Annotated in this window: 23 protein-coding genes; 13 read left to right on the forward strand and 10 right to left on the reverse strand. The window is 56.8% G+C overall.

Features of this window, described 5'->3' with window-relative positions:
* The first annotated feature begins 18 nt into the window (after positions 1–18).
* A complete protein-coding gene (locus AC0V61_RS06265) occupies positions 19–681 on the forward strand; it encodes a YggS family pyridoxal phosphate-dependent enzyme (protein WP_486156410.1) in 663 nt (220 codons plus the stop codon).
* Complete coding sequence (locus tag AC0V61_RS06270; RefSeq protein ID WP_486156411.1) at positions 681–1,130, forward strand: hypothetical protein; 450 nt, start codon at positions 681–683, stop codon at positions 1,128–1,130. Before AC0V61_RS06265 ends, AC0V61_RS06270 begins: the two co-directional genes overlap by 1 nt.
* A 71-nt stretch (positions 1,131–1,201) precedes the next feature.
* Here AC0V61_RS06270 and AC0V61_RS06275 read toward each other — a convergent pair whose 3' ends face one another.
* From AC0V61_RS06275 to AC0V61_RS06285, 3 genes are all read right to left on the reverse strand, one after another.
* Positions 1,202–3,919 (reverse strand): TonB-dependent receptor domain-containing protein, encoded by a 2,718-nt coding sequence (locus tag AC0V61_RS06275; RefSeq protein WP_486156412.1) that lies wholly within the window; start codon positions 3,917–3,919, stop codon positions 1,202–1,204.
* 110 nt (positions 3,920–4,029) lie between these two features.
* Entirely contained in the window at positions 4,030–6,801 is a 2,772-nt protein-coding gene (locus AC0V61_RS06280; RefSeq protein ID WP_486156413.1) for a [protein-PII] uridylyltransferase, read from the reverse strand.
* Positions 6,802–6,834: 33 nt separating this feature from the next.
* Positions 6,835–8,550, reverse strand: coding sequence for a class I adenylate-forming enzyme family protein (locus AC0V61_RS06285; protein ID WP_486156414.1), 1,716 nt, complete (start codon positions 8,548–8,550; stop codon positions 6,835–6,837).
* Between the two features lie 253 nt (positions 8,551–8,803).
* On the opposite strand from AC0V61_RS06285, the gene lgt reads away from it, so the two are divergent.
* The 3 genes from lgt to AC0V61_RS06300 are packed head-to-tail and all read left to right on the forward strand — an operon-like array spanning position 8,804 to position 12,344.
* Positions 8,804–9,715: a prolipoprotein diacylglyceryl transferase gene (lgt, locus tag AC0V61_RS06290; RefSeq protein ID WP_486156415.1), complete on the forward strand. Its 912-nt coding sequence runs from the start codon at positions 8,804–8,806 to the stop codon at positions 9,713–9,715.
* Entirely contained in the window at positions 9,616–11,856 is a 2,241-nt protein-coding gene (locus tag AC0V61_RS06295) for a class I SAM-dependent methyltransferase (protein WP_486156416.1), read from the forward strand. Before lgt ends, AC0V61_RS06295 begins: the two co-directional genes overlap by 100 nt.
* Positions 11,857–11,912: 56 nt before the next feature.
* Complete coding sequence (locus AC0V61_RS06300) at positions 11,913–12,344, forward strand: DUF2147 domain-containing protein (protein ID WP_486156417.1); 432 nt, start codon at positions 11,913–11,915, stop codon at positions 12,342–12,344.
* Here AC0V61_RS06300 and AC0V61_RS06305 read toward each other — a convergent pair.
* The 3 genes from AC0V61_RS06305 to AC0V61_RS06315 are packed head-to-tail and all read right to left on the reverse strand — an operon-like array spanning position 12,341 to position 15,154.
* On the reverse strand, positions 12,341–13,879 hold the full coding sequence (locus AC0V61_RS06305) for an ABC transporter permease/substrate-binding protein (protein ID WP_486156418.1): 1,539 nt from the start codon (positions 13,877–13,879) through the stop codon (positions 12,341–12,343). The two genes, AC0V61_RS06300 and AC0V61_RS06305, sit on opposite strands and share 4 nt — an antisense overlap.
* Positions 13,879–14,649 (reverse strand): ATP-binding cassette domain-containing protein, encoded by a 771-nt coding sequence (locus AC0V61_RS06310; protein WP_486156419.1) that lies wholly within the window; start codon positions 14,647–14,649, stop codon positions 13,879–13,881. The genes AC0V61_RS06305 and AC0V61_RS06310 overlap by 1 nt, the downstream gene beginning before the upstream one ends.
* A 46-nt stretch (positions 14,650–14,695) precedes the next feature.
* The gene (locus AC0V61_RS06315) at positions 14,696–15,154 is read right to left on the reverse strand and encodes a hypothetical protein (RefSeq protein WP_486156420.1); all 459 of its coding nucleotides are present in this window, start codon (positions 15,152–15,154) and stop codon (positions 14,696–14,698) included.
* Between the two features lie 158 nt (positions 15,155–15,312).
* Here AC0V61_RS06315 and AC0V61_RS06320 point away from each other — a divergent pair, with 158 nt between their 5' ends.
* The 4 genes from AC0V61_RS06320 to AC0V61_RS06335 are packed head-to-tail and all read left to right on the forward strand — an operon-like array spanning position 15,313 to position 17,620.
* Positions 15,313–16,482, forward strand: coding sequence for an isovaleryl-CoA dehydrogenase (locus AC0V61_RS06320; protein ID WP_486156421.1), 1,170 nt, complete (start codon positions 15,313–15,315; stop codon positions 16,480–16,482).
* 27 nt (positions 16,483–16,509) lie between these two features.
* Positions 16,510–16,935 (forward strand): hypothetical protein, encoded by a 426-nt coding sequence (locus tag AC0V61_RS06325; RefSeq protein ID WP_486156422.1) that lies wholly within the window; start codon positions 16,510–16,512, stop codon positions 16,933–16,935.
* On the forward strand, positions 16,932–17,249 hold the full coding sequence (locus AC0V61_RS06330) for a DUF1330 domain-containing protein (protein WP_486156423.1): 318 nt from the start codon (positions 16,932–16,934) through the stop codon (positions 17,247–17,249). The genes AC0V61_RS06325 and AC0V61_RS06330 overlap by 4 nt, the downstream gene beginning before the upstream one ends.
* On the forward strand, positions 17,249–17,620 hold the full coding sequence (locus tag AC0V61_RS06335; RefSeq protein ID WP_486156424.1) for a hypothetical protein: 372 nt from the start codon (positions 17,249–17,251) through the stop codon (positions 17,618–17,620). Before AC0V61_RS06330 ends, AC0V61_RS06335 begins: the two co-directional genes overlap by 1 nt.
* Here the strand turns inward: AC0V61_RS06335 and AC0V61_RS06340 are convergent.
* Positions 17,617–18,435 (reverse strand): hypothetical protein, encoded by an 819-nt coding sequence (locus AC0V61_RS06340; protein WP_486156425.1) that lies wholly within the window; start codon positions 18,433–18,435, stop codon positions 17,617–17,619. The two genes, AC0V61_RS06335 and AC0V61_RS06340, sit on opposite strands and share 4 nt — an antisense overlap.
* Positions 18,436–18,500: 65 nt before the next feature.
* Here AC0V61_RS06340 and AC0V61_RS06345 point away from each other — a divergent pair, with 65 nt between their 5' ends.
* The 4 genes from AC0V61_RS06345 to AC0V61_RS06360 all read left to right on the forward strand — a co-directional run bounded on the left by AC0V61_RS06345 (position 18,501) and on the right by AC0V61_RS06360 (position 22,113).
* Positions 18,501–20,108, forward strand: a complete 1,608-nt coding sequence (locus AC0V61_RS06345; protein ID WP_486156426.1) for a carboxyl transferase domain-containing protein — start codon at positions 18,501–18,503, stop codon at positions 20,106–20,108.
* Positions 20,109–20,112: 4 nt separating this feature from the next.
* The gene (locus tag AC0V61_RS06350; protein WP_486156427.1) at positions 20,113–20,487 is read left to right on the forward strand and encodes a hypothetical protein; all 375 of its coding nucleotides are present in this window, start codon (positions 20,113–20,115) and stop codon (positions 20,485–20,487) included.
* Between the two features lie 214 nt (positions 20,488–20,701).
* Positions 20,702–21,331 (forward strand): lysophospholipid acyltransferase family protein, encoded by a 630-nt coding sequence (locus AC0V61_RS06355; RefSeq protein ID WP_486156428.1) that lies wholly within the window; start codon positions 20,702–20,704, stop codon positions 21,329–21,331.
* A 140-nt stretch (positions 21,332–21,471) separates the two neighbouring features.
* Positions 21,472–22,113 carry a hypothetical protein gene (locus AC0V61_RS06360; protein WP_486156429.1) on the forward strand — a complete coding sequence of 214 codons (642 nt, stop codon included), beginning with the start codon at positions 21,472–21,474 and terminating at the stop codon, positions 22,111–22,113.
* A 6-nt stretch (positions 22,114–22,119) separates the two neighbouring features.
* Here the strand turns inward: AC0V61_RS06360 and AC0V61_RS06365 are convergent, their stop codons facing one another.
* The 3 genes from AC0V61_RS06365 to AC0V61_RS06375 all read right to left on the reverse strand — a co-directional run bounded on the left by AC0V61_RS06365 (position 22,120) and on the right by AC0V61_RS06375 (position 25,021).
* Positions 22,120–22,911: a M50 family metallopeptidase gene (locus tag AC0V61_RS06365; RefSeq protein WP_486156430.1), complete on the reverse strand. Its 792-nt coding sequence runs from the start codon at positions 22,909–22,911 to the stop codon at positions 22,120–22,122.
* 3 nt (positions 22,912–22,914) lie between these two features.
* Positions 22,915–24,117, reverse strand: a complete 1,203-nt coding sequence (locus AC0V61_RS06370) for an AI-2E family transporter (RefSeq protein ID WP_486156431.1) — start codon at positions 24,115–24,117, stop codon at positions 22,915–22,917.
* 79 nt (positions 24,118–24,196) lie between these two features.
* The gene (locus AC0V61_RS06375) at positions 24,197–25,021 is read right to left on the reverse strand and encodes an FkbM family methyltransferase (RefSeq protein ID WP_486156432.1); all 825 of its coding nucleotides are present in this window, start codon (positions 25,019–25,021) and stop codon (positions 24,197–24,199) included.
* Positions 25,022–25,023 lie beyond the last annotated feature (2 nt).

The raw sequence follows: 25,023 nt of genomic DNA on the forward strand, positions 1-25,023 counted from the left end.
CGCTATAGCGGCTCTCCCATGGAAAGTGCAGCCGATAAACTTGAGAGCGTCAACGCCAATATCGCCCGTATGTGCAAGCCCTCTCGGCGTAAACCCGAAGATGTGAGGCTCATCGCGGTGAGCAAGACCCACCCGGCTGAGCGTATCACTCCGCTGCTTGAGGCAGGCCAGCGCGTTTTCGGCGAAAACCGGGTTCAAGAAGCGCAAGGCAAATGGCCTTTGCTGCGAGAGGATTATCCCGATGTCGAATTGCACCTGATCGGACAGCTCCAATCCAATAAGGCAGAAGAAGCGGTGGAGCTCTTCGATGTGATCCATTCGCTCGACCGGCCCAGCCTTCTAAAGGCGCTCGCAAAGGCGATGGACAAGTCGGACAAGCGCGTGCCGTGTTTTGTACAAGTCAATATTGGCGATGAAGAGCAAAAGGGTGGCTGCCCGATTGCCCAGGTGCCCGCCTTCCTTGAGAAGGTGCGCGCCGCCGACATCCCCATCGCCGGGCTCATGTGCCTGCCACCCTCTGACATTGAGCCTGCGCCCTTCTTTGCGCTGCTGGCTAAGCTTGCCAGGGATAACGGGGTCGCAGGTCTCTCCATGGGCATGAGCGGTGACTATGAAACCGCGGTGCAATTGGGCGCGACCCATGTGAGGGTGGGCACGGCCCTTTTTGGCGCGCGGGGCTGATGGAGGGGGCGGACACCTTTATCAAGCGCTGGCGACCTGTCTTGGAGAAAGGCGCACTGGTTAAGTTTGCTTACGGTCCACGCGGATCGATTAGCGGCAACCATTGCGAGGTCGCGGACAATATCACGGGCACGCTTGGCCTTAAACAAATCGGCTTTAACTGGGAACTTTTGGATGCTGGCGCGCCGGAGGGCGAAACACGCTCTGGCTTGGGAGAGCTGGTCAAAGCGTTGACCCAAAACCTTGCGAACCCGAGCCAATCATGGCTGCCACGCGAAGACGCAGAAATGTGCGCTAGCGAGTTCCTTGGCCTATTCGACCCGGCCACTCTCACCCTCGTCTCCAACCGCTATGACGGGTTGTGGAACCCGGTTGCCGGCGGCACGACCGAATGGGGCTTTGTGGGCTTTGACGACTATCACGTCTCGATGCTGCTTTTGGCAGATTAGCCTTTGTCGATAGAAAAAGGGCGCCCCTGCGAAAGGAGCGCCCCATTTCGTTTTCAACTTGGGGAAGTGGCTTACAGACCGGCCACAATACCCACAGTGACCAAAGTACCGCGCGGATCGTGGACCCGGCTGTCAAAACCGCCATTGGTCGCAACCGTTGGCGCTGTCACGCCGAACAGGTTACGCACACCAGCGGTCAGTTGCAGCTGATTGTCCATGTCAAACACTTCAGCTAGATCGAGCGAGTACTGCGCATCCACTCGGAAGTCGCTGTCAATCTCGGCTCCTGCATTCTGATCATCAATGTAGCTGTCGATGTAACGGCCAAAGATGTTGAACGCGTGCGCGCCAGCCTCGAGCTGAAGCCCAGCATTGTAGCGCAGCTCGGGCGTTGGTGAACCAAAGTTGGTAAAGTTGCGATTGCCCGCACCCTCGATTACCGGTCCACCAATGGTGGTTTGCAGGTCGTAGGCAAATACATAGTTGCCCTCGATGCTTGGTGTGATCGTAAAATCACCAGCTTCGATGCGATAGCGAACCGAAAAGTCCAAGCCTGATGTCTCGACGCTCGCTGCGTTCACGTAGGAGTTGTTGACTTGGATGATCGTGCCAGCAGGGCTCCGAATGACATTGGCCCCATTGGGATCAGCATCAACGATTGACTGAGGCGCAGTTTGTACAATCGCATCGTCAAACTCAAAGCTGTAGTAGTCCGCGCTAAACTCGAGACCGTCCACTGGCTCAACAGTAAAGCCCAAATTGTAAGCGGTTGAAGTTTCCGGCGTCAGAGCGGTGTTGCCTAATGCTCTAACCGCGACAAAGGCATTCGCCCCGCCATTGTTCGGGTCAGAGACTTGCTGCAGCGTGGTCGACTGACCTTGAAGCTGGAATGTCGACGGAGCGCGGAACGAGGTTGAATAGGACCCACGCAAGGAAACGCCGTCTGTTGGACGCAGAAGAAGGGCGACTTTTGGATCAAGCGTGCTGCCACCTTGCGAACCATAATCCTCATAGCGCAGCGCCAATTGCAATTCGGCCCAGTCGGCGACCGGAACGCTCGCCTCACCAAAGACCGCGTAAACACTTTGCGTGCCCGAGAAGGCTTGTTCACCGATCAAGAACGCAAAACCATCATTGGCCGCGATGTCGTCAAATCTCGCTGAGATACGTTGGCGCCGATATTGCGCACCAAATGCAACGCCGACCGGGCCTGCGGGCAGATCGAACAGCTCGCCTGAAACAAAGCCCTCAAACACAAGCAAATCAGATGCACGCGTCGAAACCAGGGGTTCAATGACGTAATCAAGCAGCGCCGCATTGTCGCCGGGGTTGCCAAGAAGCGCTGATGAAAACGGATTGAAGAACGTCCCATCTGCCGGGATTGATGCGCCATTGGCGGTCAGGAATGGGTTCGAAGCGGTACAATCCAGCCCGGTTGCTGCGTTAAACGCAGGGCTGGCGTTAAAGCCACGAAGCGCACAAGCGAAACGGTCGCGAACCGTGTCTTCGGTCTGGTTGACGAAGTCGTTCTCAGCATAGGTCATGCTGACATTCCACAGACCGTTTTGGAGGAAACCATCGAAATCACCTTCGAAGGTGTTGGCGATCCGCAATGTTTCGGATGAGAAAGGCGCAGGTGACACTTCACCGCCGTTACCGCTTGCACGGCCAAAGAACACCACGTTCGCACCAAATGGGTTGTTCGGGTTGAAATCAGGCACCACGGCCTGTCCGAGTTGCAAGAATGGGAACGTCGGCGAGTTTCCGCGAAGGGCAGAGTTATCGGCATAGCCAACTTCAGCTTTCCAGCGAACAGCGCTTGAGAGGTCAGCACTGGCTTGGGCGAAGACCGTCAGACGCTCTTCTTTAGGTACGAGGTTGAAGAACGTACCAAAGTCAAACCGGCAAAAGCCGACGTCTGGAACGCCCGCTGGAGTTGCCGAGAGAACCAACGGGTTACCGCCTCCTTGCTCACAGCCCGGATCGATTACGGGTGCGCTTGCAGGGAAGCCGGGGACGCCAAAGAATGCGCCTGGGTTACCAAGCGATGAGGTGTCATCGATTGGCTGCGACAGACGGCGCTCTGCCGTTGTGAGCGGGCTCCGGTCGATATAGCTGACCGCTGCCATCAGGTTGAGGTCGCCAAGGTTGATGCCGCCAAGCGCTTGAATGTTGTACTCAGAATAATCGCCTTCACTGGTGTGCTGGGTATACTCACCCGAAACAGTGAAGCCTTCGAAATTCTCGCGGGTGATGAAGTTCACAACGCCTGCAACAGCGTCAGAACCATAAAGCGATGACGCACCGTCTTTTAGGATCTCCACCCGCTCAACCGCGATCAGCGGAATGAGCGAAGAGGTGTCGACGAAGTTGATGCCATCATTGGTTGGCGCAGCCGACAGTGTCTGACGCTTACCGTTCAGGAGGATCAGAGTGGAGGCCACGCCAAGTCCGCGAAGGTTGATGTTCGAAGTACCGGTGGTGCCACCTTGGGTGAAGGCATCAGGGTTGTTCTGAGCGCCTGAGTTGATGGTAAGCGTTTGAGTGATCTCACCAATGTTCTGCGCGCCAATGTCAGAAATGCTCTCACTACCAAGCGTTGCCAAGGGGGAGGCAAGATCGCCTTGAGACTGGCGACGAATGCGCGACCCCGTCACGAGGATGGGTGCATTGTCATCCTCTGCAACAGTGGCGTCATTCTCGTTATCTTGTGCCAAGGCGGCCTGCGGGGCCAAAACCATACCGGCACCCAAAAGCGCCAACGCACGAAGCGAAGTAAAGGAACGCATCAATTCTCTCCCTATTTAGGTTCGTTTTGCGAAACCTATTTCTTGAATCCCACTATTTTACAAGCCCCATGGCGACGAAGAACATTCGAAAAGCGATGAATGTCGTGCCGTCAGGCCTGCTCTAGCTCCAATTGCCGCTCATCACTTGCCGCTTCAAGCAGTGTTGCCTCGATTTCGGCAAGACGCTCTTTGAGTGTGACTTTTCCGCCTGTCAGGTCAGTCACGTAGAACGTATCGGCTGCGCTTTCGCCATAGGCGGTGATATGCGCCGATTGAACGATGAGATTGCATCTGAACAAAGCGTGCGCGAGGCGGTTTAGAAGCGCTGGACGATCCCGCGCATTGACTTCGATCACGGTAAAGCGGTTCGAGGCTTTGTTATCGAAATTGACCGTGGGCGCGACGGAGAATGTCTTGGAACGCGAATGCGGCAGCGGGCGCGCGGCGAGCTTGGGTACGAGCTCAATCTTGGCAAGAAGCGCGTCCTGAATGCCTTTCTTAAGGCGCGCGATCTGAGAGGCCTCGCGAAATGGCTCTTGCTTCATATCCTGCACGAGGAAATTGTCGATCGCATAGCCATTTGTCGCGGTGTGAATGCGCGCATCGATGATGTTGCCGCCCGCCAAGTGAATGCCGCCCGCGATGCGATAGAACAGGCCAGGGTGATCACCTGCAATAACGCTAACGAGGGTAGCACCGCGCTCTTCATCGACCTCGCAATGGATTGAAAGGTTTTCGTCCAACCGTCGCGCTTCTTCATACTGCACCAGGTTTTTGGCGATGATGTCTTCAGGTTCCGCAATCCAATAGGCATCGGAAAGAAGGTCGCCCACCTCCTCGGTAAGCTGCGCCTTGCTCCCTAGGATTTCGCCAACAGCCGCTCTGCGCGCTGCGACACGCTGGGCACGGCCTGTGCGCTTGTGCCCAAGCCGCAAGCGCTCTTGAGCCGCATCATAAAGCTCACCCAGAAGCTGTCCCTTCCAGCTGTTCCAAGTGCCGGGGCCCACTGCGCGAATATCAACGCAGGTCAGGATCGAGAGGTTGCGAAGGCGCTCCACCGATTTCACCTCGCCCACAAAATCCTCAATAGTTTTGGGATCGGTGAGGTCGCGTTTCTGCGCTGTTGAACTCATCAGCAAGTGTTGCAAGATCAGCCAAGAGACAAGCTCCGTTTCTTTCTCATCGAGGCCAAAACGCGGGCACAGCTTGTGCGCGATCTCAGCGCCGATAACCGAATGATCGCCCCCGCGCCCCTTGCCAATATCATGCAGCAGCACCGCCACATAAAGCGCACGGCGCGAGCTAATTTTGTGGATTTGCTCGCTCGCGCGCGGGTGGTCGGCTTTAAGGAGGCCGCGCTCAATCTGGCTTAAGAGACCAATCGCGCGGATCGTGTGCTCATCGACTGTATAGTGGTGGTACATGTCGAACTGCATTTGAGCGTTCACACGGCCAAAATCAGGCACAAAGCGCCCAAAGACGCCCGCCTCATTCATCCACCTCAGCGCGCTTTCGGGGTCCTTGCGACCGCCAAGCAAGTCGAGGAACAGAGCGTTGGCGCGTGGGTCGTTTTTGACACTTTTGTCGATCAATTTTTGATCGCGGTCTGCCTGACGCATGGTTTCAGGGTGGATTTCCACCCCTTGTGCCTCAGCAATCTGGAAAATTTCGATGAGGCGCACAGGGTCTTCTTTGAACCAGGTGTCGCTTGGCGCTTTGATCCGGCCGGCCTCAATCACATAGCCTTTGTGCATACGCGGCTTTGAGGCAAACCCTGCAAAGAAACCGCTGCCCACGCGTTTCTTGGCGAGCTTTGTGTCGAGGTGCGAGAGGAAGACGCCAGTGAGGTTGCCCACCCGTTTGGCTTGCAGGAAATAATACTGCATGAACCGCTCAACCGCGCTTTTGCCGGTGCGGTCTGCAAAGTTCATCGCTTCGGCCACTTGGCGCTGTAGATCGAAGGTCAGGCGATCCTCAGCGCGTCCCGTGATCGAATGCATATGGCAGCGTACAGCAAGCAAGAACCCTTCAGCGCGGCGAAAGCTGCGATATTCCGCCTTTGTAAAAAGCCCCACATCGACAAGCTCAGAGGCGCTTTCGACGCGGTGCATGAATTTGCCGATCCAATAGAGCGTTTGGAGGTCGCGAAGCCCCCCTTTGCCCTCTTTCACATTGGGTTCGACCACATAGCGGCTGTCGCCCATGCGTTTGTGGCGCGCATTGCGCTCTTCCAATTTGGCTGCATGAAAGGCGCGCTCATTGCCTTTGACAACCTCTTGCCAAAAGCGCTGGCGCAGTTCCTCATATACGCCTTGATCGCCCCAGATTAAGCGCGATTCAAGGAGGGCAGTACGGATCGTTAAATCCTCTTTCGCCATGCGCATGGTGTCGCCAACAGTGCGGCTGGAGTGCCCAACCTTAAGGCCCAAATCCCATAGGAGATAAAGCATCGCCTCGATCACCTGCTCGCACCAGGGCGCGCGCTTCATTGGCGTGATAAAGGCGATATCGACGTCGGAATGCGGCGCCATTTCCGCGCGGCCATACCCGCCCACCGCCAGCACGGCGAGACGTTCAGCCACCGTGCGATTGGCGATGGGAAATACATGTTCGACCACATAATCGTGGATCACGCGGATGAGCTGATCGGTGAGAAATGCATAGCCAAGCGTGATCTCATGGCCTGCCGATGGTTTTTCTTTAAGCCGTCGTTCAAGCTCTTCATGACCCGCCTCAAGCGCGGCCTTTAATTCAGCCAGAACATGCGGGCGCGCCTTGTCACCATGGCTCTGCGCAAAATCATTGACCGCGCCGGTCAGAGCCCGACGGTTGATGATTGCGCGTTGGCGGGGAACGCGGTTAGGCAAAGCCCAATCGGTCATAGCGCTCCCCTCATGTAGATGCGCAGGCGATCCTCAAGCAGCGACTTGCTCAGTGTAGTGCGCGCGCAAGGTTTTCTTGTCGATCTTCTGCGTTCCAAGACGGGGGAGTGCTTCATTGACGACCCAGATATGCTCTTCCAAGGGAACCTTGAAGGGGGCAATGTTGGAAAGCAAAAATTCCCTAAGCTCGCCCGCGCTCAACGCATCGCGGCCTTCTTTCACATTGAAGACACACGCGGGCACTTCGCCCATTCGTTCATCGGGCAGGCCAAAGACCGAGCATTCGGCCACATCGCTGTGCGCGTAAATGGCATCTTCGACCTCGATGCAGGTGATGTTTTCACCACCCCGGATGATGATGTCCTTCTTACGGTCGACGATGTAGAGGTAGCCATCTTCGTCGAGATAGCCGAGGTCGCCGGTGCGGAAGAATTGGTCTTTGGTGAAGGCCGCCTCAGTCGCTTCATCATTGCGCCAATAGCCTTTGAAATTGGCAACCGTGCGGATGCACACCTCGCCAACGCCGCCTTGAGCGACCGCGTTGCCGTCATCATCAAGGATGCCGACTTCAACCAGCGGCTGCGAGGCTTTACCCGTGGAATTGGGCTTTGCCAGGTAGTTTTCATTGAAATTGCCACAGCCGACCGCGTTTGTTTCAGTGAGGCCATAGCCCAGAAGCGGGAAACCACCGGGCAGCGCCTCTTTGATGCGCGTCACATGCTCCACCGGACGCGGCGCGCCGCCAGCGGCAAAACTCTTACATGCGGAAAGGTCATACTGCCCAAGGTCAGGGTGCATCGCGATCTCATAGCTCATCAGCGGAACGCCGACGAAATATGTGACCTTCTCATCATGCATCAATTGGATCGCCCGCAGCGCATCCCATTTGGGCATAAGGACAAGCTTACGCGCAATCGCAAAGGATTGGAGATACAGCGGTATAGCGCCCGTTACGTGGAACAGCGGCACAGCGACGAGAGCGCAAGGCTGCGCGCTCATATCTTCGCCCTTACTCTCCATCAGAACCTTGGCCATCGCGCTTTGCGCAACATAGCTCATGACGCCCTGAACAACGCCGCGGTGATCGGAATAGGCGCCTTTGGAATTGCCCGTTGAACCTGAGGTATAGAGGATCGTCGCCAGATCATCGGGACCAAGCTGCCCCAGCATCGCCATCGCGGCAGAGGTCTCGAAGCTCTCCGGAGCCTTCCATACGTTCGCCAAGCCCTCATGCGGCGCGCTATGCTCCATCATGACCAGCTTTGCCGAATGGTCGGTGCCCTCAAGGCGTGCGGCGCGGCCGGCATCGGCCAGAACGATCTTACATTCCGCCAGACGGATACCATAAGCCAACTCATCGCCTGACCAGAAACCGTTGAGCAAAGTCACACAGCCGCCCGCCATCGCAATGCCCATATAAGCGATCATCCAATTGGCCGAGTTGCGCGCAGCAATCCCGATGCGGTCGCCTTTTTCAACGCCGTGGTCTTTGACGAGACTTTCGGTAACACAAACGGCCGCCTGGTAAGTCTCACCAAAAGTCAGCCGCAGGTCGCCATCGACGATGAAGGGCACGTCTTTGTGCTCTTGGCAAAAGTGGGCGAAGTAATGCGCCAGGCTCGGAGGAGATGTTGTGAATTGCGGCATCGCGGTGCCATCGCGCTCAAAAGGCGTTGTATGAAACGGCTGACCCTCTTTGGTCATCTCCACCATGATGGCGTCAAGGGCATTGTCCAGCTCAGTGGCCATGCGGTTCTCTCTCCTCACTTCGCCTGCGTTAGTGCAGGCGCTTATTACTCAGCGCCTATGTGTCCGGCTTGGTTCACCTGAACAATAGGCCAAATGGCTAGTGGGCCATGATGCTCGATCAACGGTTTTGCGCAAAGCCCTTTTTCATAGAGCCTTTTTCATAGGGCCCTTTTCGTAAAGGGTATGCTGTGCCAAAAGCCGCTCAAACGTGCGCGCCAGAACGGCACGCTGATATCTCTAAGAGGTTCCATTCGTGCTGTCACTACTTGCTGCAACCGCTGGCGGCGCTGATCCGATTTATTGGTCTGATCTGGGCATGTCGCCCTATCTGTTTGAGATCGGCTCGTTCCAGCTACGATATTATTCGCTCGCTTACCTGTTGGGCGTGATCTTTGCCTATTGGCACACGTCAAAAGCGATCAAGACACCCGGCGCACCCATGGCGCAGCGGCACGCAGATGATTTGTTCTTCTATTGCACGCTCGGCGTGATCCTTGGCGGGCGGCTTGGTTATGCAGCATTTTACACCGGCGGCAGCACCGGAATACCATCGGCATTCACCGATTTTTCAGGCGAGGGCATCGTCAGCTGGAAGCTTTTGCGCATGTGGGATGGCGGTATGAGCTTTCACGGCGGCGTGCTTGGTGTGCTTGCGGCAATCGCTTGGGTGACTTGGCGCGAAAAGCTCAATTTCCTTCGTGTGTTTGACTATGTTGTCGTCAGCATTCCCATGGGCATGCTGCTTGGTCGGCTTGCCAATTTCAACAATGGCGAGCTGTGGGGGCGTGCTGGTGATGTGCCTTGGGCAATGATCTTCCCTGATCCGCGTGCGGGCGAAATCGCGCGTCACCCAAGCCAACTCTATCAGGCAGGCCTCGAAGGGCTGCTTTTGCTTATCGTGCTTCTGCTGCTTTTCTGGAAGACCCGTGCCCGGTTCCGGCCCGGTCTTTTGGTAGGGGTTTTCACCTTCGGCATGGGCTGCGCGCGTTTCTTCAACGAATTTTTTCGTGAACCAGATGCACAATTGGCTGACTTGGTGCGACAAACCGGTCTATCAATGGGGCAATGGCTAAGCATACCCATGATACTGACTGGATTGATTGTCGTGATCTTCGCGCTGATGAGGCCGCCCGTGGGCTCAGGGATGGCAGCGAAACCGGCCTAGGCGTAATAACGCTTCACACGCACCGTGCGAGCGAACTGCGATTGATTGAACCGGGCGATGCTGATGTGGCCGCCCCGGTGGTGAACGCGCTGCCTGCTGCTGAAAATCCAGCGAAGAAGCCCGCCAAACAGACACCCGCTCCAAAGGCCAAACCTCCCGTCGACGACGAGGCGGCCGCGCTCGCCAAGGCTCTGAAAGAGGAAGAAGACGCCCGCATCGCGGAAGAAACAGCGCTTGCCGCCAAAGCGATGGCAAAGGCGAAGGCGAAGAAAGAGGCCGCTGAGAAGCGGCGTCTTGAGGCTGAAGAGCAGGCGGCGCGAGAGGCAGAGGAGAAGGCCCAGAAGAAGGCAGCAATCGAAGCGGAACGTCTAGCTAAAGAAGAGGCTGAGCGTAAGGCACGCGAGGCGGCGAAGGCTGAAGCGGAGCGGAAGGCCAAAGAAGAGGCTGAGGCTAAACTCAAAGCGGAAGCGGAAGCGAAGGCCAAGCTTGAGGCGGAAGAGAAAGCCATCGCGCAAGCTGAAGAGAAGGCGCGCAAAGAAGCCGCCCGCAAGGCGAAAGAGAAGGCCGAAACCGAAGCGCGGGCACTAGCGGAGGCCAAAGCCAAGCAGGAAGCGGAAGAAAAGGCGCTCGCCGAGGCTGAGGCGAAAGCTCAGGAAGAAGCGGCGCGTAAAGCCAAGGAGGAGGCCGAAGCCAAGGCAAAAGCTGCCGCGGAAGAGAAAGCTCGCAAAGAGGCGGAGCGTAAGGCCAAGGCTGAGGCCAAGGCTAAGGCTGAAGCCGAGGCAAAGGCCAAACGAGAGGCTGAAAAGAAGGCCAAATTGGAGGCCGAGAAGAAAGCCAAGGCGGAAGCTGCGGCTAAGGCTAAAGCAGAGGCGGAAGCCAAGAAGAAGCGCGAAGCCGAAGAGAAGGCGCGCTTAGAGGCTGAGAAAAAAGCCAAGGCCGAGGCAGAGCGCAAGGCCAAGCAAGAGGCAGAGCGTAAAGCAAAAGCCGAGGCGGCTGCCAAGAAGAAGGCCGAGGCTGAAGCTAAGAAAAAGGCACTCGCCGAGAAAAAGGCGCGCGAGAAAGCCGAGGCAAGAGCGCTCGCCGAAGCGGTGGATAAGGCCAAGACCCTTGGCAAAACCTTCCGCCGCCTTATCCGTGAGACCGGCCCGATTAGCCTCGCGCACTACATGGCTGAGAGCAATGCGCGCTATTACACCAGCCGCGATCCCCTGGGCGAAGAAGGCGACTTCATCACGGCGCCCGAAGTGAGCCAGATGTTTGGCGAGCTTATTGGCCTGTGGTTCGCCGATCTCTGGGTCAAGATGGGTGCACGCAAACACATCCACTTTGTCGAGCTTGGCCCCGGTCGCGGGACCCTTGCGCAAGACGCTTTGCGCACCGCGGCCCGTTATGATTTTGCGCCCGTTTTGCACTTTGTTGAAACCTCACCGGCGCTGCGAAAAATCCAACGCCAAGCTTTCCCCGATGTGATCCATCACGATGACCTATCGACGCTACCCGATGACGCCCCGCTTTTGATTGTCGGCAACGAATTTTTTGACGCCCTTCCCGTCCATCAACTGATCCGTTCTGCCAATGGTTGGCATGAACGTATGGTGGGATTGGAAGATGATAAATTCGTCTTTGTAGCTGGCGACAAGCCGATGGATGCTATCGTCCCAAAGAGCTGGAAAAGCGCGCCGCAGGGCACAATGATTGAGACAAGCGCTGCAGCATCGACCCTTATGGGAGAGATTGCTGAGCGCCTCAAAAACCAAGGCGGCGCTGCGCTCATCATCGATTACGGTCCATTTGAAGCGCGCTCGGGCTCTACTCTTCAGGCGTTAAAGGCCCATCAAAAGGTCGATGTGTTTGATCATCCAGGACAGGCCGATCTTACCGCGCATGTTGATTTTGAGATGCTCAAAGATGTTGCCGATGCGAGGGGCGCGGACGTGATGGGTGTGCAGATGCAGGGCGAGTGGCTGCGCCAAATGGGTATTGATGTGCGCATGGAAGCGCTCCAGCGGCAGAACCCCGGCGAAGCAGATAAGGTCAAGCGCCAATATGACCGGCTCGTTGATGATGGCCAGATGGGGGCTTTGTTCAAAGTTCTTGGCGTTTGCGGGCGTCGCTGGCCCGACGGTGTTGGCTTCGACTAACCGTAACTTTTGGGGCTGCGCGCGCGTAACCTTTACTCACCCCGAGGAGAGCCAGCATGACTAAGCACACTATTTTGAAACTCGCGCTGGCTGTTTCAGCCGTTCTCGCACTGCCCGCGCAAGCTCTTGCCGCAGACTCAATCAATGGACGCTGGGTCACCGAGGACCGCGATGCCGTGGTTGAGATCAAGCAATGCGGAAGTGTCATATGCGGGCGGATTGCGCGATTCCTGATCACTCCGCCCGATGGCGCAGATCAGCGCGACATCAACAATCCGGATGCAAACTTGCGCAAACGCAAGCTCCTTGGCCTCCCGATCCTCACACAGTTTCGTCAGGATGACGATGAGTGGAAGGGTCAGATTTATGATCCCAATCGCGGGCGTACCTTCCGCTCTGCCATCCAGCGAGTGAATGCCAACACCCTCAAAGTGAAGGGCTGTGTGAGCTTTATTTGCCAGACACAAACATGGAAGCGCGAGCGTTAGAGGCCGATCTTCTCAGCCAATTCTTGTGCCGCGTCCTTGGGCGAGAGCTTGCCCTCTCCTTCGCGGTCCACGGCGTAATTTGCCTCGCGCATGTCCTCGACAGAAATCGCTCCGATTAGTGGCGCAAGGACTGCCGCAATATCCTCGTCCTGAGCAATGCGCGGGCTCATCATCAGCATGGCGTCATAGCTGGGCAGAGCCTCGCGCGGGTCTTCGAGAACCACCAAATTGTCCGCTGCAATCCGCCCGTCCGATGTGTAAGCGCTGATCGCATCGGCCTCGCCTGATTGAAGCGCATTATACATGAAGGTGGGTGAGAAATTGCGGGTCTCGCCTACGCGCAGACCATAAGCCTCGCGCACAGCAATCCATTCGGGCCGCTCGAAAAATTCAGGGTCCCCGCCAAGGGTCAGCTGCGGGGCGACCGCGACCATATCCTCAAGGCTGGTGATGCCCAGTTCAGCCGAACGGTCGGCACGCATCGCAAAGGCATAGGCATTCTCGAAACCTAGCCGTCCCAGAACGCGCACGCCGGTGTTTTCGCGCTCCCATTTGACGATGGTTTCATACATCGCCTCGCGCCCCGGATTGTCGGTCCGCTCCAACTCATTGGTCCAGATGGTGCCGGTGTAATCAACCGAGATATCGATGTTGGACGAGGCGACGGCGCTGTGCACCACAGCCGAGCCGAGGCCATCGCGGTACGCCACGGAATAACCCGCTTCCTCAAGCTGCGCACCGATGAGTTGCGCAAGGATATATTGCTCCGAGAATTGCTTGGAGGCGATGATGATCGTGTCGTCATCCTCTCCGCCCCCTTGCGCGACAAACGCGGCGCCAAGGCCCAGCGCGACCGCTGCAAGCCCGGCTCCCCATTGCCATTTTTTACGGTTTGCAAAGCCTCGTTCGATCAAGCCAAGCAGCGCATCAACCACCAGCGCCAGCCCTGCGCTCGCGATACATCCCGCCACGACAAGCGCCCAGTTTTGCGTCTGTAGGCCGGCAAAAATAGGATCGCCAAGGCTGGGTTGCCCGATGGTGGTCGACAGCGTCGCTGCACCAATTGTCCAAACGCTTGCTGTGCGGATACCGGCCATCACAAAGGGCGCGGCTAACGGTGCTTCGACAAGCCGCAATTTTTGCCATCCAGTCATGCCAACGCCGTCAGCAGCTTCAAGAATTTGCGGATCGAGATTAGCCTGCGCGGTGACAGCGTTTCTAAGGATCGGGAGCAGCGCATAAAGCGCCAGTGCAAGGAGGGCAGGGAGGAAGCCGAGCGTTGGCAAATCCTCTCCGAATACGGCGCGAAGGCTCAGCAGAATGGGGAAGAACAGAGCCAAGAGAGCAAGCGCTGGAATGGTCTGCACAAGGCTCGCAAAACCAAGTGCGACGCGCGAGACCGTGGGCGAACGGCTCGCCCAAATCGCCAACGGCAATGCCACCAAAATGCCAAGCCCGATAGCCGAAGCCGCCAGCACAATGTGAGCGGCAAATTTGTCGCCAAGGCCGAGCAGAATTTCGAAAATCTCGCTCATCAGGAGGTCTCTTCCATATGAGCAAGGCGCTCAGCCTGTTCACGCGGGACCGCGACTAGGCTTTGCGCGATCTCTCCGCCCTCCCCTACAAGAAGCGCGCGCGGCGTCTCGTCTGCAACGAGTTCGCCGTGGCTCATGACCAGCACTCGGTCAGCCAGAAGCAGCGCCTCGGCCATATCATGCGTCACCATCACCGTGGTGAGGCCGAGTTTCCCATGCAACTCGCGCACCTTCTCACCCAAGGCATCGCGGGTGATCGGGTCAAGCGCGCCGAAGGGCTCATCCATGATCAGGATCTCGGGATCATTCGCAAGCGCCCTTGCAACCCCCACCCTCTGACGCTGCCCGCCGGATAGCTCATCGGGCATACGGGACGCCATTTCCGGTTCCAATTCGACCAGTTCAAGCAGCTCTTCAATGCGCGCTTGCGGCAGTGTCTCACCTGCCAGCCGGGGGCCGATAGCGATGTTCTCACCCACCCTCATATGTGGAAAGAGGCCGATGCCTTGGAACACATAGCCCACACGGCGCCTAAGCTGCGCTTGGGGCACGCTCGTCACATCTTCGCCCGCAAACAGCACACGCCCGCCGGTCGGTTCCACAAGCGTATTGACCATCTTGAGCAGCGTCGATTTGCCAGAGCCCGATGAGCCCACGAGCGCGACAAAACTGCCTGCCTCGATATCAAGAGTGACACCGCCCACAGCAACCACCTCGCCGTAACGACGCACCGCCGCTTCAAAGCGGATCAGCGCGTTTTGAGCGCCCATTTCTGATGAATTCGCGACGATGTTGTGCCCCTACCCTCAGCTTGGCTTAGCTGCTCTCACCTGTGTCATCGTCCAAAAGCGGCGGCGCGGTGTAGGTGATTTGCTTGATCTCAACCCGTTTTCCACCAGCGCTGGTCAAGATGGTTGAGCCATCGTCTTCAAGCTTACCGTTGGTCCAGCAATCACCGCGCCTTGTATCAGGAGTGAGACACAATGAGCCATCGGCGCGTGCCTCCCAGCTGCCAGTATCAGCCGCCGTGCCGTTGCGAAAATCGCGATATAGCCCGTCTGCGTCAAGAAATGTGGTTTGCACCGAACCATCGCTACCCACGCTCAGCCACGCGGTTTCGGCCACTAAAAGCGCTTCATTCTCACTTTCGTCTGCTTCCTGTGTGGCCTGAGTATCAGGCGGGCTTTCGGCATCGCCACTGTCCTGTGCACATCCAGCCATGAGCGGGATTGCGAGTAATGAGAATAATGGGCGTGAATGCTTCAGAAAATTCATAATGAGGACAGCCTAGAGTGCAATTGGCCCATGTCCAAGTTTCTTTGAGCTAAGCTCTGCGCTATTCAATGGCTTCAACAGCGCGAGCGTGATTGGCCATCCACACAAACATTGCTAAGGCGCGCAACAAATGAAAACTCGTATCTAAGAGGGATACCATGCGAGCGACCCCTGATTTCGATTTCCAGCTTGGCGAAAGCGCCGAAATGATCCGTGAGAGCGTCGGTCGGTTTGTAGACGAGCAGCTCATGCCGCTGGGCGACAAAATCGACCGCGAAGACCACTTCCCGCGCGATGAAGTGTGGAAGGCCATGGGCGACCTTGGCATGCACGGGATTACCGTCGATGAGGAAGACGGCGGGCTAGGCCTCGGCTATATCGAGCATGTGATCGCGGTTGAGGAAGTCGCGCGGGCGAGCGCTTCTCTATCGCTGTCCTACGGCGCGCACTCCAACCTTTGCATCAACCAAATCCGCCGCTGGGCCAACCCTGAGCAAAAGGCGAAGTACCTTCCCAAGCTTATCAGCGGGGAGCATGTGGGCTCGCTTGCTATGTCGGAAGCGGGCGCGGGGTCGGATGTGGTTTCGATGAAATTGAAGGCTGACGCTGTGCAGGGCGGCTACATCCTCAACGGCACCAAATTCTGGATCACCAACGCGACCGAGGCGGACACGCTTGTGGTCTACGCCAAGACGGATGGGACAGCGGGCTCACGCGGGATCACCGCGTTTCTGATCGAGAAGGGCATGCCCGGTTTCTCCATCGGCCAGAAGATCGAAAAAGTCGGCATGCGAGGCTCTCCTACCGCAGAGCTCGTCTTCGACAATTGCGAGGTGCCCGAGGAAAACATCATGGGCCCGCTAAACGGCGGCGTAGGCGTTCTGATGAGCGGCCTTGATTATGAGCGCGTGGTGCTCGCCGGGCTCTCGATCGGCATCATGCAAGCCTGCCTCGACACGGTCATCCCTTACGTTCGCGAGCGCAAACAGTTCGGCAAACCCATCGGTTCGTTCCAGCTGATGCAGGGCAAGATCGCCGATATGTATGTCGCGCTCCAGACCGCGCGCGCCTATGTCTATGCGGTCGCCAAAGCGTGCGATGCGAACCAAACCACCCGCTTCGATGCCGCCGGAGCCATCCTTTACGCGAGTGAAAACTCGTTCAAGGTTGCCGCCGAAGCAGTGCAGGCTCTTGGAGGCGCAGGCTACACCACTGACTGGCCGGTGGAACGCTATATGCGCGATGCAAAGCTGCTGGATATTGGTGCTGGGACTAATGAGATCCGCCGGATGCTGATCGGGCGGGAGCTTATCGGGGCTGGGGGATAATCCAGTTTGGAAGGAGGAAATTAGCAAATGACCGAAAGACCAGATGGATCGCAGGCGACGGCAGTCGGATGGGCGCTGATTGGTGTCGGGGTGTTAGCGGTCTTTGTCGCCGCTGGTGCTGAAACTTTTGAGGGAATGGTGTGGGGGGCTTTGGTCGCGAACCTTGGAATAGGCTTGGGTATTCTTCTTCTTTCTTTGGGCTATCTTGTAAAGGCCATCTGGTTCTTGCCAGGTCGCGAGATTGAGACCGCGCAACCTCAACAAGAGCAGGTCGGCCAAGATGGGGATGACGGCTTCCATTTTTGCGACTGGTGCCACCTCGGACTGTATGCCCCCGACGTAGCTTGTTCGAGACAAAGCGAAGAGCAGATATTGGCCGATGTTGAAGGTAAAGACTCAATTCAAGCGGCTTGTCAGCATGAGCTGAAAAAACGAGGGATGCTCAGCGAATGACCACGCCCGTTTACATGATCAGCCGCATGACCATCCATGATCGGTCCGAATACGACAAATATGAAGAGCGCTTCATGGACATCTTCAAAAAGTTCGAAGGCAAGCTCCTGAGCGTGGATGAGGAGCCGCAAGTGGTCGCTGGCGAATGGAACGCCACCCGCAGTGTGCTGATCGAATTCCCCGATAAACCCAAGCTCTTCGCATGGCTCACCTCGCCTGAGTATCAAGAGATCGGCAAGTTCCGCGATGCGGGCAGCACGGCTGAAGCGATTATCGTTGAGGGCCGCGACCCCGAAGCTGCGCTTGGCAGTTGATGCCAGCGATTGCCAAAATCATCTGGACTTTGGGTTTTGTCATCGGGACGATCACCCATTCGCTCGACATCTTCCACCTCGGCTGGCTGCCCTATGATTTCAGGCCGCTCCCGTGGAATATCTACTGGACCTCGCTCACTTTCCTCGACCCGCTGGCGGCTGTTCTTATCTGGGCGCGTGAGCGGTGGGGGGTATGGCTCGGCATGGCGATCATGGCCTCCAACGTTCTTGTGAACGGGTACACCTACCTCATCGGCTTTGAAGATTTCGCCTTCTCGCTTACCCTTCAAAGCCTGTTCGCCGCATTTGTCTTTTTCGCTGCTTACGAGCACTTTCGTGGCGGCAAAAGCGTCGACTATTTAAAGAGCTAACCCTTTGGCTGGCGATCGAACGCAGGTGCCCAGTCAAGGGGCTGGGTTTGCGCGTGGATTTCGCCCGGTGTGAGTACGCGGGCAGGCAGATCAAAGCGCTCCGGATCAACCTCCACATTGGACAACTTGGACAACTCCAGCGATCCGAGTTTGATCGGTGTGCTTTGCGCAATGAGCTCCCGGACTTCCTCGTTAAAAAGCCCGACGGTCCCGAACACTTCGAGCAACATCATCGCCCTTAAAGTGCCAAATTCACTCTTAAGCAGCGTTCCAAACGCCGCGCCGATTGGCCGAAGTTCTGTGTCTTTTGAAAGAACAAGCTCAGGCGTGCGCGATTGACTTTCATCGGTAGCGGCCCCTTCTTCTTCGGGACCGTAGAGCTCTTCATCCCATTCATATTCTGGTTGAGGAGAGTCATACCCTATGCCGGACCACTGCCCGACAACGGTCTTGCCCGTTTCCTCAAGCTCCTGAAAACTGAAAGTGTCGAAAACGTCCAAGGAAATACCTCCTGCTTGCCCTTCAACGGCAAGCACTTCCTCAAGATCGCTCAGCTTTTCAGCATAGGGCCCATCGATGCCGCGATAGATGCGATAGGGCTCTCCATCTTTGATGAGAAAGTACCCTGAGGTGCCTGTGATATGGAGCCTTGCGTCACCCGCGACATTAACTTCGATAGTCATCGCAAAGTCGAGCTTGGTTTCGTACTCATCCGCAGACTGTGTCTCATAAAGTGCGGAGACATCCGCCCTCGCTGGAAAGCTTGAGAAGACCAAGAATAAGAAGGCAAAATTGCGCAGAACTGTGGTGTTCATGGGATGGCTCTCCTATCGCCTTGCCTTTTGTTGTGACAAGGATAGGGCAAGCGCAAGGAGAAACCATGACTGCCCCTGTTCTCACCACCAAGCTTGATGGCGAAGCGCCCGAAGCCAAGGCTCGCGCTGAGCACAACAAATCGCTCGCCAGTGACCTGCGCGAAGCCGTTGCCAAGGCATCCCTTGGTGGGCCTGAGCGTAGCCGCGAGCGGCATGTGTCGCGGGGCAAATTGCTCCCACGAGAACGCGTGGAGCGGCTGCTCGATCCGGGCTCGCCCTTCCTTGAGATCGGCCAGCTTGCAGCGAACGGCATGTATGAGGGCGATGTAAACGCGGCCTCCATCATCTGCGGCATTGGGCGTGTCTCAGGTCGTCAGGTGATGATCGTGTGCAATGACGCGACGGTGAAGGGCGGCACGTACTATCCCCTCACGGTGAAGAAGCATCTTCGCGCGCAAGAGATCGCGATGGAGAACCGTCTACCGTGCATCTATCTGGTGGACTCCGGCGGGGCGAACCTGCCGCACCAAGCCGAGGTCTTCCCCGACCGCGATCACTTTGGACGTATCTTCTTTAATCAGGCGAATATGAGTGCCCTTGGCATTCCGCAGATTGCCTGTGTGATGGGCTCTTGCACGGCTGGCGGGGCCTATGTTCCTGCCATGTCGGATGAGACGGTGATAGTCCGCAATCAAGGCACGATCTTCCTCGCAGGCCCTCCGCTGGTGAAGGCAGCGACGGGCGAGGAAATCACCGCCGAGGACCTTGGCGGCGGAGACCTACACGCCAAGAAATCCGGCGTGGTCGATCACCTCGCTGAGAATGACGAACACGCGCTCACCATTGTGCGGGATATCGTCTCGCAGCTGGGCGCGAACACAGGCGCTGCCAAGGACATCGCGCTTAAAGACCCGCGCCCGCCCAAGTTTGATGCTGACGATCTTTATGCGATTGTGCCCGACGATGTGCGCGCGCCTTACGATGTGAAAGAGGTGATCGCGCGGCTGGTCGACGGCTCCGAGTTCCACGAATTCAAAGCGCATTATGGCTCGACGCTGGTTTGCGGCTTTGCGCATATCTGGGGGATGCCGGTCGGAATTATCGCCAATAACGGCGTGCTGTTTCCCGAAAGCGCCCAGAAAGGCGCGCACTTTATCGAGCTGGCGTGCCAGCGCCGGATACCGCTCCTATTCCTGCAAAATATCAGCGGCTTTATGGTCGGCGGCAAATATGAGGCGGAAGGGATCGCCAAGCACGGCGCAAAGCTCGTAACCGCTGTTGCCACCGCTACCGTGCCCAAGATCACCGTGGTCATCGGCGGCAGCTTTGGCGCTGGCAATTACGGCATGGCGGGCAGAGCCTACTCCCCGCGCTTCCTCTTCACCTGGCCCAATGCGCGCATTTCGGTGATGGGCGGGGAGCAAGCCGCATCCGTGCTAGCCACCGTCCACCGTGACGCGGACAAATGGAGCGAGGAAGAGGCGGAAGAGTTCAAAGCCCCGATCCGCCAGAAGTATGAAGACGAAGGCAACCCCTACTACGCCACCGCTAGACTATGGGATGACGGGGTGATTGATCCGGCGCAGACGAGGGATGTGCTGGGGCTTGCTTTTGCGGCGACGCTGGAGGCTCCGATTGCGGATCGGCCGGCGTTTGGTGTGTTTAGGATGTGATGGGATGATCGAAGGATCAATAGCCGTTGTACTCCTTGCTGTCGGTTACTTTTTCTATCGTTCGGCGGATCAGAAATCCAAGCTTTCTCATATTCATTGGGTAGTGATTGGGATTCGAGCACGGCGCGACTTTATGGAGAAAGTTGGCAGACGAGAGGACGCCGAACGGCTCGCTTTGGTTGCGGATAAAATAGGTCTGGCGAGTGTGCGCTACAGCGATAAGACGCCCAGCGATAATTCGACCAAGCGGCGTTATTGTGAGGCTCTTCTGCTAGTCAGCTCGGACGAATTCCTCTCGAAACTTGGCCTTTCCGCTGGTTCCGTCGCATTTCTGCCCACGAAAAATGCCCTGATGTGGTTGGCCGGCAAATATAGCTAATTAGCGATAAAGTCCTGTCGCCTCCTTCGTCACCCTGAACTTGTTTCAGGGTCCATCTAAGCCACCATCTCCGATCCCGATTGCGATATGGATCCTGAAACAAGTTCAGGATGACGGTGGTGCGGAGCGCGCTCAAACCGCCCCAACTAAATCCCCCTCGCATTCCGCAGCGTAACTGCTAGTCTCCCACCCGGATGAGAGAGGAAACCCGCGTTTGAAACACAACGAAACCCGTAATGTCGGCCTGCTGTCGCGCGCCGTGAACCGGATCATTCTGTTCTTCTACAGTTGGATGGGTTGGCGGATCGAAGAGCGCTTCCCCAAGGACGTGAAGAAGTGCGTCATCGCCGGCGCACCGCATACCTCGAACTGGGACTTCGTCTTTTTCGCAGGGGCCACCAAGGAAGAGAGGGTGCAGCCCAACTTCATGGGAAAGCACACGCTTTTTAAAGGGATCATGCGCAATTTCATGCTCGATATGGGCGGCATTTCTGTCGACCGGCGCGCGGCGGGTGGCACCATTCAGCAGCTGAAAGACGAGTATGATGCGCGCTCTGAACTCAACCTCGTGATCGCTTGCGAAGGTACTCGCAATTCGGATGGCAAGTGGAAATCAGGCTTTTACAATATCGCCAAAGCCGCTGGCGTCCCCATCGTCCTTGCCTATGCCGACAATGACAAACGCACCATCGGGTTTAGCCCGCCTATGATGCCAACAGGCAATTATGGCGAAGATTTGCTCAAGATCGCTGAGTGGTTCCGCTCCAAAATACCTGATCTCGACCGGTATAAAGTGCTGGAACAACAGGCAAAAGACATCATCTCCGGCAAGAACGAATTCTAACTAGGCAGGCGCGGAACCAACGCCGCCTTCGATCTTTTCATAAATGCAATGCCGCGTCGCACCATTTTTGTGAAGATATGCCTTTAAGCCAGCCCATTCGCACCCTATCTAGGCCCCAATTCAGGAGGCCTTCCTTTTCCATGCCTTTGAGCGAAGATACCCGTCAGAGTGAGCGCAAGCGCATAGCCGCCATGGTGCTCGACCTTATTCGAGAGCGCGGCGCGGAAATCGGCTTTAACGTCGCCCACACCGAAAGTGGCCTTTCGCGCAGCCGGTTTGAGTGGGTCTTTGCGGACTATGATGACCTGATTGATGCGATTGCCTCGATTTGGCTCGCCGATCACATGCAAGTGATGGAAGAGGTCGTCGCAGGCGACCTTCCCTCCAACCGCAAGCTTTATGAATTCGTCCGTCAGCGCTTTGTGATCTCGCGTCAGCGGTTCAGGGATGATCCTCAGTTTTTCACCATGGTGTGTGAGATGGGAGCGGCCAATTTCGAGAAGGTGCGCTCTTACGTGGACCTTGCCGATCATTACCTTTGCCAGATTATCGTTGAGGCGCAGGCCGATGGCTATTTGGCAGGGCTCGAAATCGACGAAGCCTTGTCACTCATCAACCAGATGCTTTCCATTTACATGATCCCCGATGCGATTGTGCAGTTGGGCGATAAGCTTACCGAAGATAAGCTTGCCCGCATCATCGACACGATCTTTATCGGCCTTTCCGCAGAAGCCGGAGAGCAAGCCAAGGGCGTCAACACGATCCGCATCGCCGCCTCTTGAGGGCGCTTAGCGGTCGTGGTCAGATGTCCGCTTGAACTGCAGCACATTGGCGGGAAGTTTCGTCCCTGTGGAAAGTCGGCGTTTCTCATTGAGCGCGTATTTGAGGCTAGCGCCCACCATTGCAGCTGACGTCAGCAGAATGAGGCTCGCCCATACCCAATGCGGTAACCACAGGGCGGCTTCGATCTGCCCTGTGTCCGAAAGGATGGTCTGTCCGCCGATGGTCACGCTTTCCGTGAAGAAATATCGATAATCACTGAGCATGCTCATCGCTCCAAGAAGGCCGATAAACTGCAAGGTAAAGCGATTGAGCCCCGGCGATCCCTTCCAAGCGACGATCGACAAGGTGAGCGCAATCAGCGGAAGCACCGCAAAGCCCACGGTGGACCGGACATAGAGGATGACCGATGCGAAAATCGCGATTGCGGTGCCCCAAAGAACGGGCCGCCACAATTTTTGGTGAGCGCTCGCAGCGATCAGCGCCGCACCAATGAAAGTGGGCGCCAGGGGGCCGCCTGCGGAAATTGCGGCGCGTAAGAATGGGGAGGCGTCGGTGGCCACATGACTTTGTGCAAGGCCAGAGCCATCAGCGTAAATCAAAAGCCGCTCAAAACTCTGCCCCAAAACCAGCGCGGTCAGCCCATGGCCCATCTCATGAAACCAAGTGGTGAGGATCGTGAAAGGATAGGCAAGGTAATTACCAAAGGGGAGCGCGGGCAAAGCAAGTACAACAAACCCTGCAAGGATCAAACGCCCAACCTCTTCCGCCTGACTGCCTGGTTTGACCATAGAGCGCATGGCCTACGCCGCCTCTTGCGGCTTGTCAGTTTGGTCCAGACTTGTGTCGGACAGCCTCTCAATCGCCTCGATCTCCTCGTCGGTGCGCGCTTTGCCATCTGGGCCAACGCGCATCCGATACTTCGCCGCCGCCTCTTCATCCTCTGCACGCTGTTCTTGCAGGATGGACCAACTCGCTAAGAACATGCCCGCCACCAGCGGACCCAGAACGATGCCGGAAAAGCCAGCTAGCGAAATGCCACCAAGGGTCGTGATCAAGATAATCCAGTCGGGTATCCCCGTGTCGCGGCCCACCAAAATGGGGCGAAGCACATTGTCGACGCTGGAGATGATGATGAAACCTGCCCCGAGCACAAAGACACCTTGCCACACCTCGCCTGCAATAAGCAGCCATATGCCAGCTGGAACCCAAACCAGAGCTGTGCCGACGGCTGGGATCAGAGCGAGAATGGCCATGACCACGCCGAGCAAGAGCGCAGAAGGCACTCCCGCAATCGCCAACACAATGCCCCCGATGGTCCCTTGCACAATGCCAACAACGCCCGATCCCTTGATCACTGCGCGCACCACGCCAAGGAAACGTTCTCCCAATCGATCGGCGATTTCGCGGTCAATTGGGGCCGAGTGAAGGATAGTCTCCCCCATGCGTGAACCATCGCGCAACAGGAAGAAAAGGACATAAAGGCCAATCGAAAAGCTAAGAATGAAGCCGAGCGCACCGCTTCCGATGGTGAGCGCTTGGCTCGCAATAATCCCCGCGCTTTCGCCGAGAATCTCCTGAAGGCGGTCCTGAATGGCTGAAAAGTCGGAAAAACCATTTTCAGCCGCAAAGTTCTGCACCTCGGTCGGCAGCACTGCGTACGTTTCATTGACCCACGCGCCAACATCAATGGGGTCTGCCTGCAGTCTATTTACAAGCTTAATCGCTTCATTGAGGACAACCGACCCGATCCATAGAGCCGGTAAGAGCACGGCTACAAAGATGATCAACAGCGTCAGGGCTGCGGCGAAGTTTCGGCGCCCGCGTGTTTTGATCAGGGACCATTTGTAGAGCGGCTGAAACATGATCGCCGCAAGCGTCGCCCACATAAGCGGCCCGATAAACGGCCATGAGACCCACACAAGCAGGATCGAAACCGCTGCCAGGATGAGCAAGAAGCTCCAGTGTTCAAGCGTGGAGGTGTCGTGGGGTTCGGCTTTTGACATATTTACACGATGTCGGGGCAAAAGGGCTAAACATCAAGAGCGGGTTTGACGCAATATGACCAAGGTGTTGTCTATCGGACTAGCGCTGCAACACCAAGAGCTGGTCTATATGGCCAGGCTTGGCGAGAATTTCACCTTTGCTTACCGGAACGACGCCGCGCCACGGATGGATTGTCCCAAGGGTAAGGCCTTGGTGCACAAACAGATCGATAAAAGCACCCGCGTCGTCGTATCGATCAGGCGTGAACTCTAAAATAATTGTAAGCGGACGCGGATTGGCGAGCCGTTTTTCCATCCCAGCCCAAACACCTTGTTCAGCGCCTTCGACATCGATTTTGATAAAGTCGCAGTCGGCCAATGGGGCAAGATCATCAAAGCGAGCCGTGGGCACTTCGATCTTCTCATGATTTTGCATGGGGGTTAGCGTTGCGTTCATCGGGCGCGAGGGATCGATGTATAAATCGAGCTTGCCGGTTTGGTCGCTGAGCGCGATTTCGTGAACGGTTGTGCGAGGTGCAAAGCCATTAATCTCGACCGAATTGCGAAGCAGCTTTGCGATATGGGGGTTTGGCTCAAACGCGTGGACGCTTCCTTGCGCGCCGACCCGGTCTGACATCAGCATGGTGAAGTATCCAAGGTTTGCCCCCAGATCGATGGCTTTCATACCCGCTTTGACGAGCCGGGCCATAACCTCCGTGTGGGCCATCTCCCAGTATCCGTCGCAGATGATGTGGGGCGTGAACGCCACGTCGCGCGTATCGAGATAAATCTTATAGCGGCCCAATGCACGGGCAAGGGTTGTATGGTTGCCAAGATAGGCGTTCTGGCAAGCATCCCGGATCAGGGCTTGGTTGCCTTTGCGGCGAATGGGCTTGAGCCTATCAAGGTTGAATGGCTTTCTCATAG

It is taken from the genome of Erythrobacter sp. JB1-4 (genome assembly GCF_057365025.1).

What these genes read in the sequence shown, in the direction of transcription:
- AC0V61_RS06335 (WP_486156424.1), top strand. Translation starts at nt 17,249, where the DNA reads ATGCCAGCGATTGCCAAAATCATCTGGACTTTGGGTTTTGTCATCGGG.
- AC0V61_RS06345 (WP_486156426.1), top strand. Translation starts at nt 18,501, where the DNA reads ATGACTGCCCCTGTTCTCACCACCAAGCTTGATGGCGAAGCGCCCGAA.
- AC0V61_RS06325 (WP_486156422.1), top strand. Translation starts at nt 16,510, where the DNA reads ATGACCGAAAGACCAGATGGATCGCAGGCGACGGCAGTCGGATGGGCG.
- AC0V61_RS06360 (WP_486156429.1), top strand. Translation starts at nt 21,472, where the DNA reads ATGCCTTTGAGCGAAGATACCCGTCAGAGTGAGCGCAAGCGCATAGCC.
- AC0V61_RS06275 (WP_486156412.1), bottom strand. Translation starts at nt 3,919, where the DNA reads ATGCGTTCCTTTACTTCGCTTCGTGCGTTGGCGCTTTTGGGTGCCGGT.
- AC0V61_RS06315 (WP_486156420.1), bottom strand. Translation starts at nt 15,154, where the DNA reads ATGAATTTTCTGAAGCATTCACGCCCATTATTCTCATTACTCGCAATC.
- AC0V61_RS06370 (WP_486156431.1), bottom strand. Translation starts at nt 24,117, where the DNA reads ATGTCAAAAGCCGAACCCCACGACACCTCCACGCTTGAACACTGGAGC.
- AC0V61_RS06375 (WP_486156432.1), bottom strand. Translation starts at nt 25,021, where the DNA reads ATGAGAAAGCCATTCAACCTTGATAGGCTCAAGCCCATTCGCCGCAAA.
- AC0V61_RS06265 (WP_486156410.1), top strand. Translation starts at nt 19, where the DNA reads ATGGAAAGTGCAGCCGATAAACTTGAGAGCGTCAACGCCAATATCGCC.
- AC0V61_RS06285 (WP_486156414.1), bottom strand. Translation starts at nt 8,550, where the DNA reads ATGGCCACTGAGCTGGACAATGCCCTTGACGCCATCATGGTGGAGATG.
- AC0V61_RS06310 (WP_486156419.1), bottom strand. Translation starts at nt 14,649, where the DNA reads ATGGGCGCTCAAAACGCGCTGATCCGCTTTGAAGCGGCGGTGCGTCGT.
- AC0V61_RS06305 (WP_486156418.1), bottom strand. Translation starts at nt 13,879, where the DNA reads ATGAGCGAGATTTTCGAAATTCTGCTCGGCCTTGGCGACAAATTTGCC.
- AC0V61_RS06365 (WP_486156430.1), bottom strand. Translation starts at nt 22,911, where the DNA reads ATGCGCTCTATGGTCAAACCAGGCAGTCAGGCGGAAGAGGTTGGGCGT.
- AC0V61_RS06350 (WP_486156427.1), top strand. Translation starts at nt 20,113, where the DNA reads ATGATCGAAGGATCAATAGCCGTTGTACTCCTTGCTGTCGGTTACTTT.
- AC0V61_RS06280 (WP_486156413.1), bottom strand. Translation starts at nt 6,801, where the DNA reads ATGACCGATTGGGCTTTGCCTAACCGCGTTCCCCGCCAACGCGCAATC.
- AC0V61_RS06300 (WP_486156417.1), top strand. Translation starts at nt 11,913, where the DNA reads ATGACTAAGCACACTATTTTGAAACTCGCGCTGGCTGTTTCAGCCGTT.
- AC0V61_RS06295 (WP_486156416.1), top strand. Translation starts at nt 9,616, where the DNA reads ATGGCTAAGCATACCCATGATACTGACTGGATTGATTGTCGTGATCTT.
- AC0V61_RS06320 (WP_486156421.1), top strand. Translation starts at nt 15,313, where the DNA reads ATGCGAGCGACCCCTGATTTCGATTTCCAGCTTGGCGAAAGCGCCGAA.
- AC0V61_RS06340 (WP_486156425.1), bottom strand. Translation starts at nt 18,435, where the DNA reads ATGAACACCACAGTTCTGCGCAATTTTGCCTTCTTATTCTTGGTCTTC.
- AC0V61_RS06270 (WP_486156411.1), top strand. Translation starts at nt 681, where the DNA reads ATGGAGGGGGCGGACACCTTTATCAAGCGCTGGCGACCTGTCTTGGAG.
- AC0V61_RS06330 (WP_486156423.1), top strand. Translation starts at nt 16,932, where the DNA reads ATGACCACGCCCGTTTACATGATCAGCCGCATGACCATCCATGATCGG.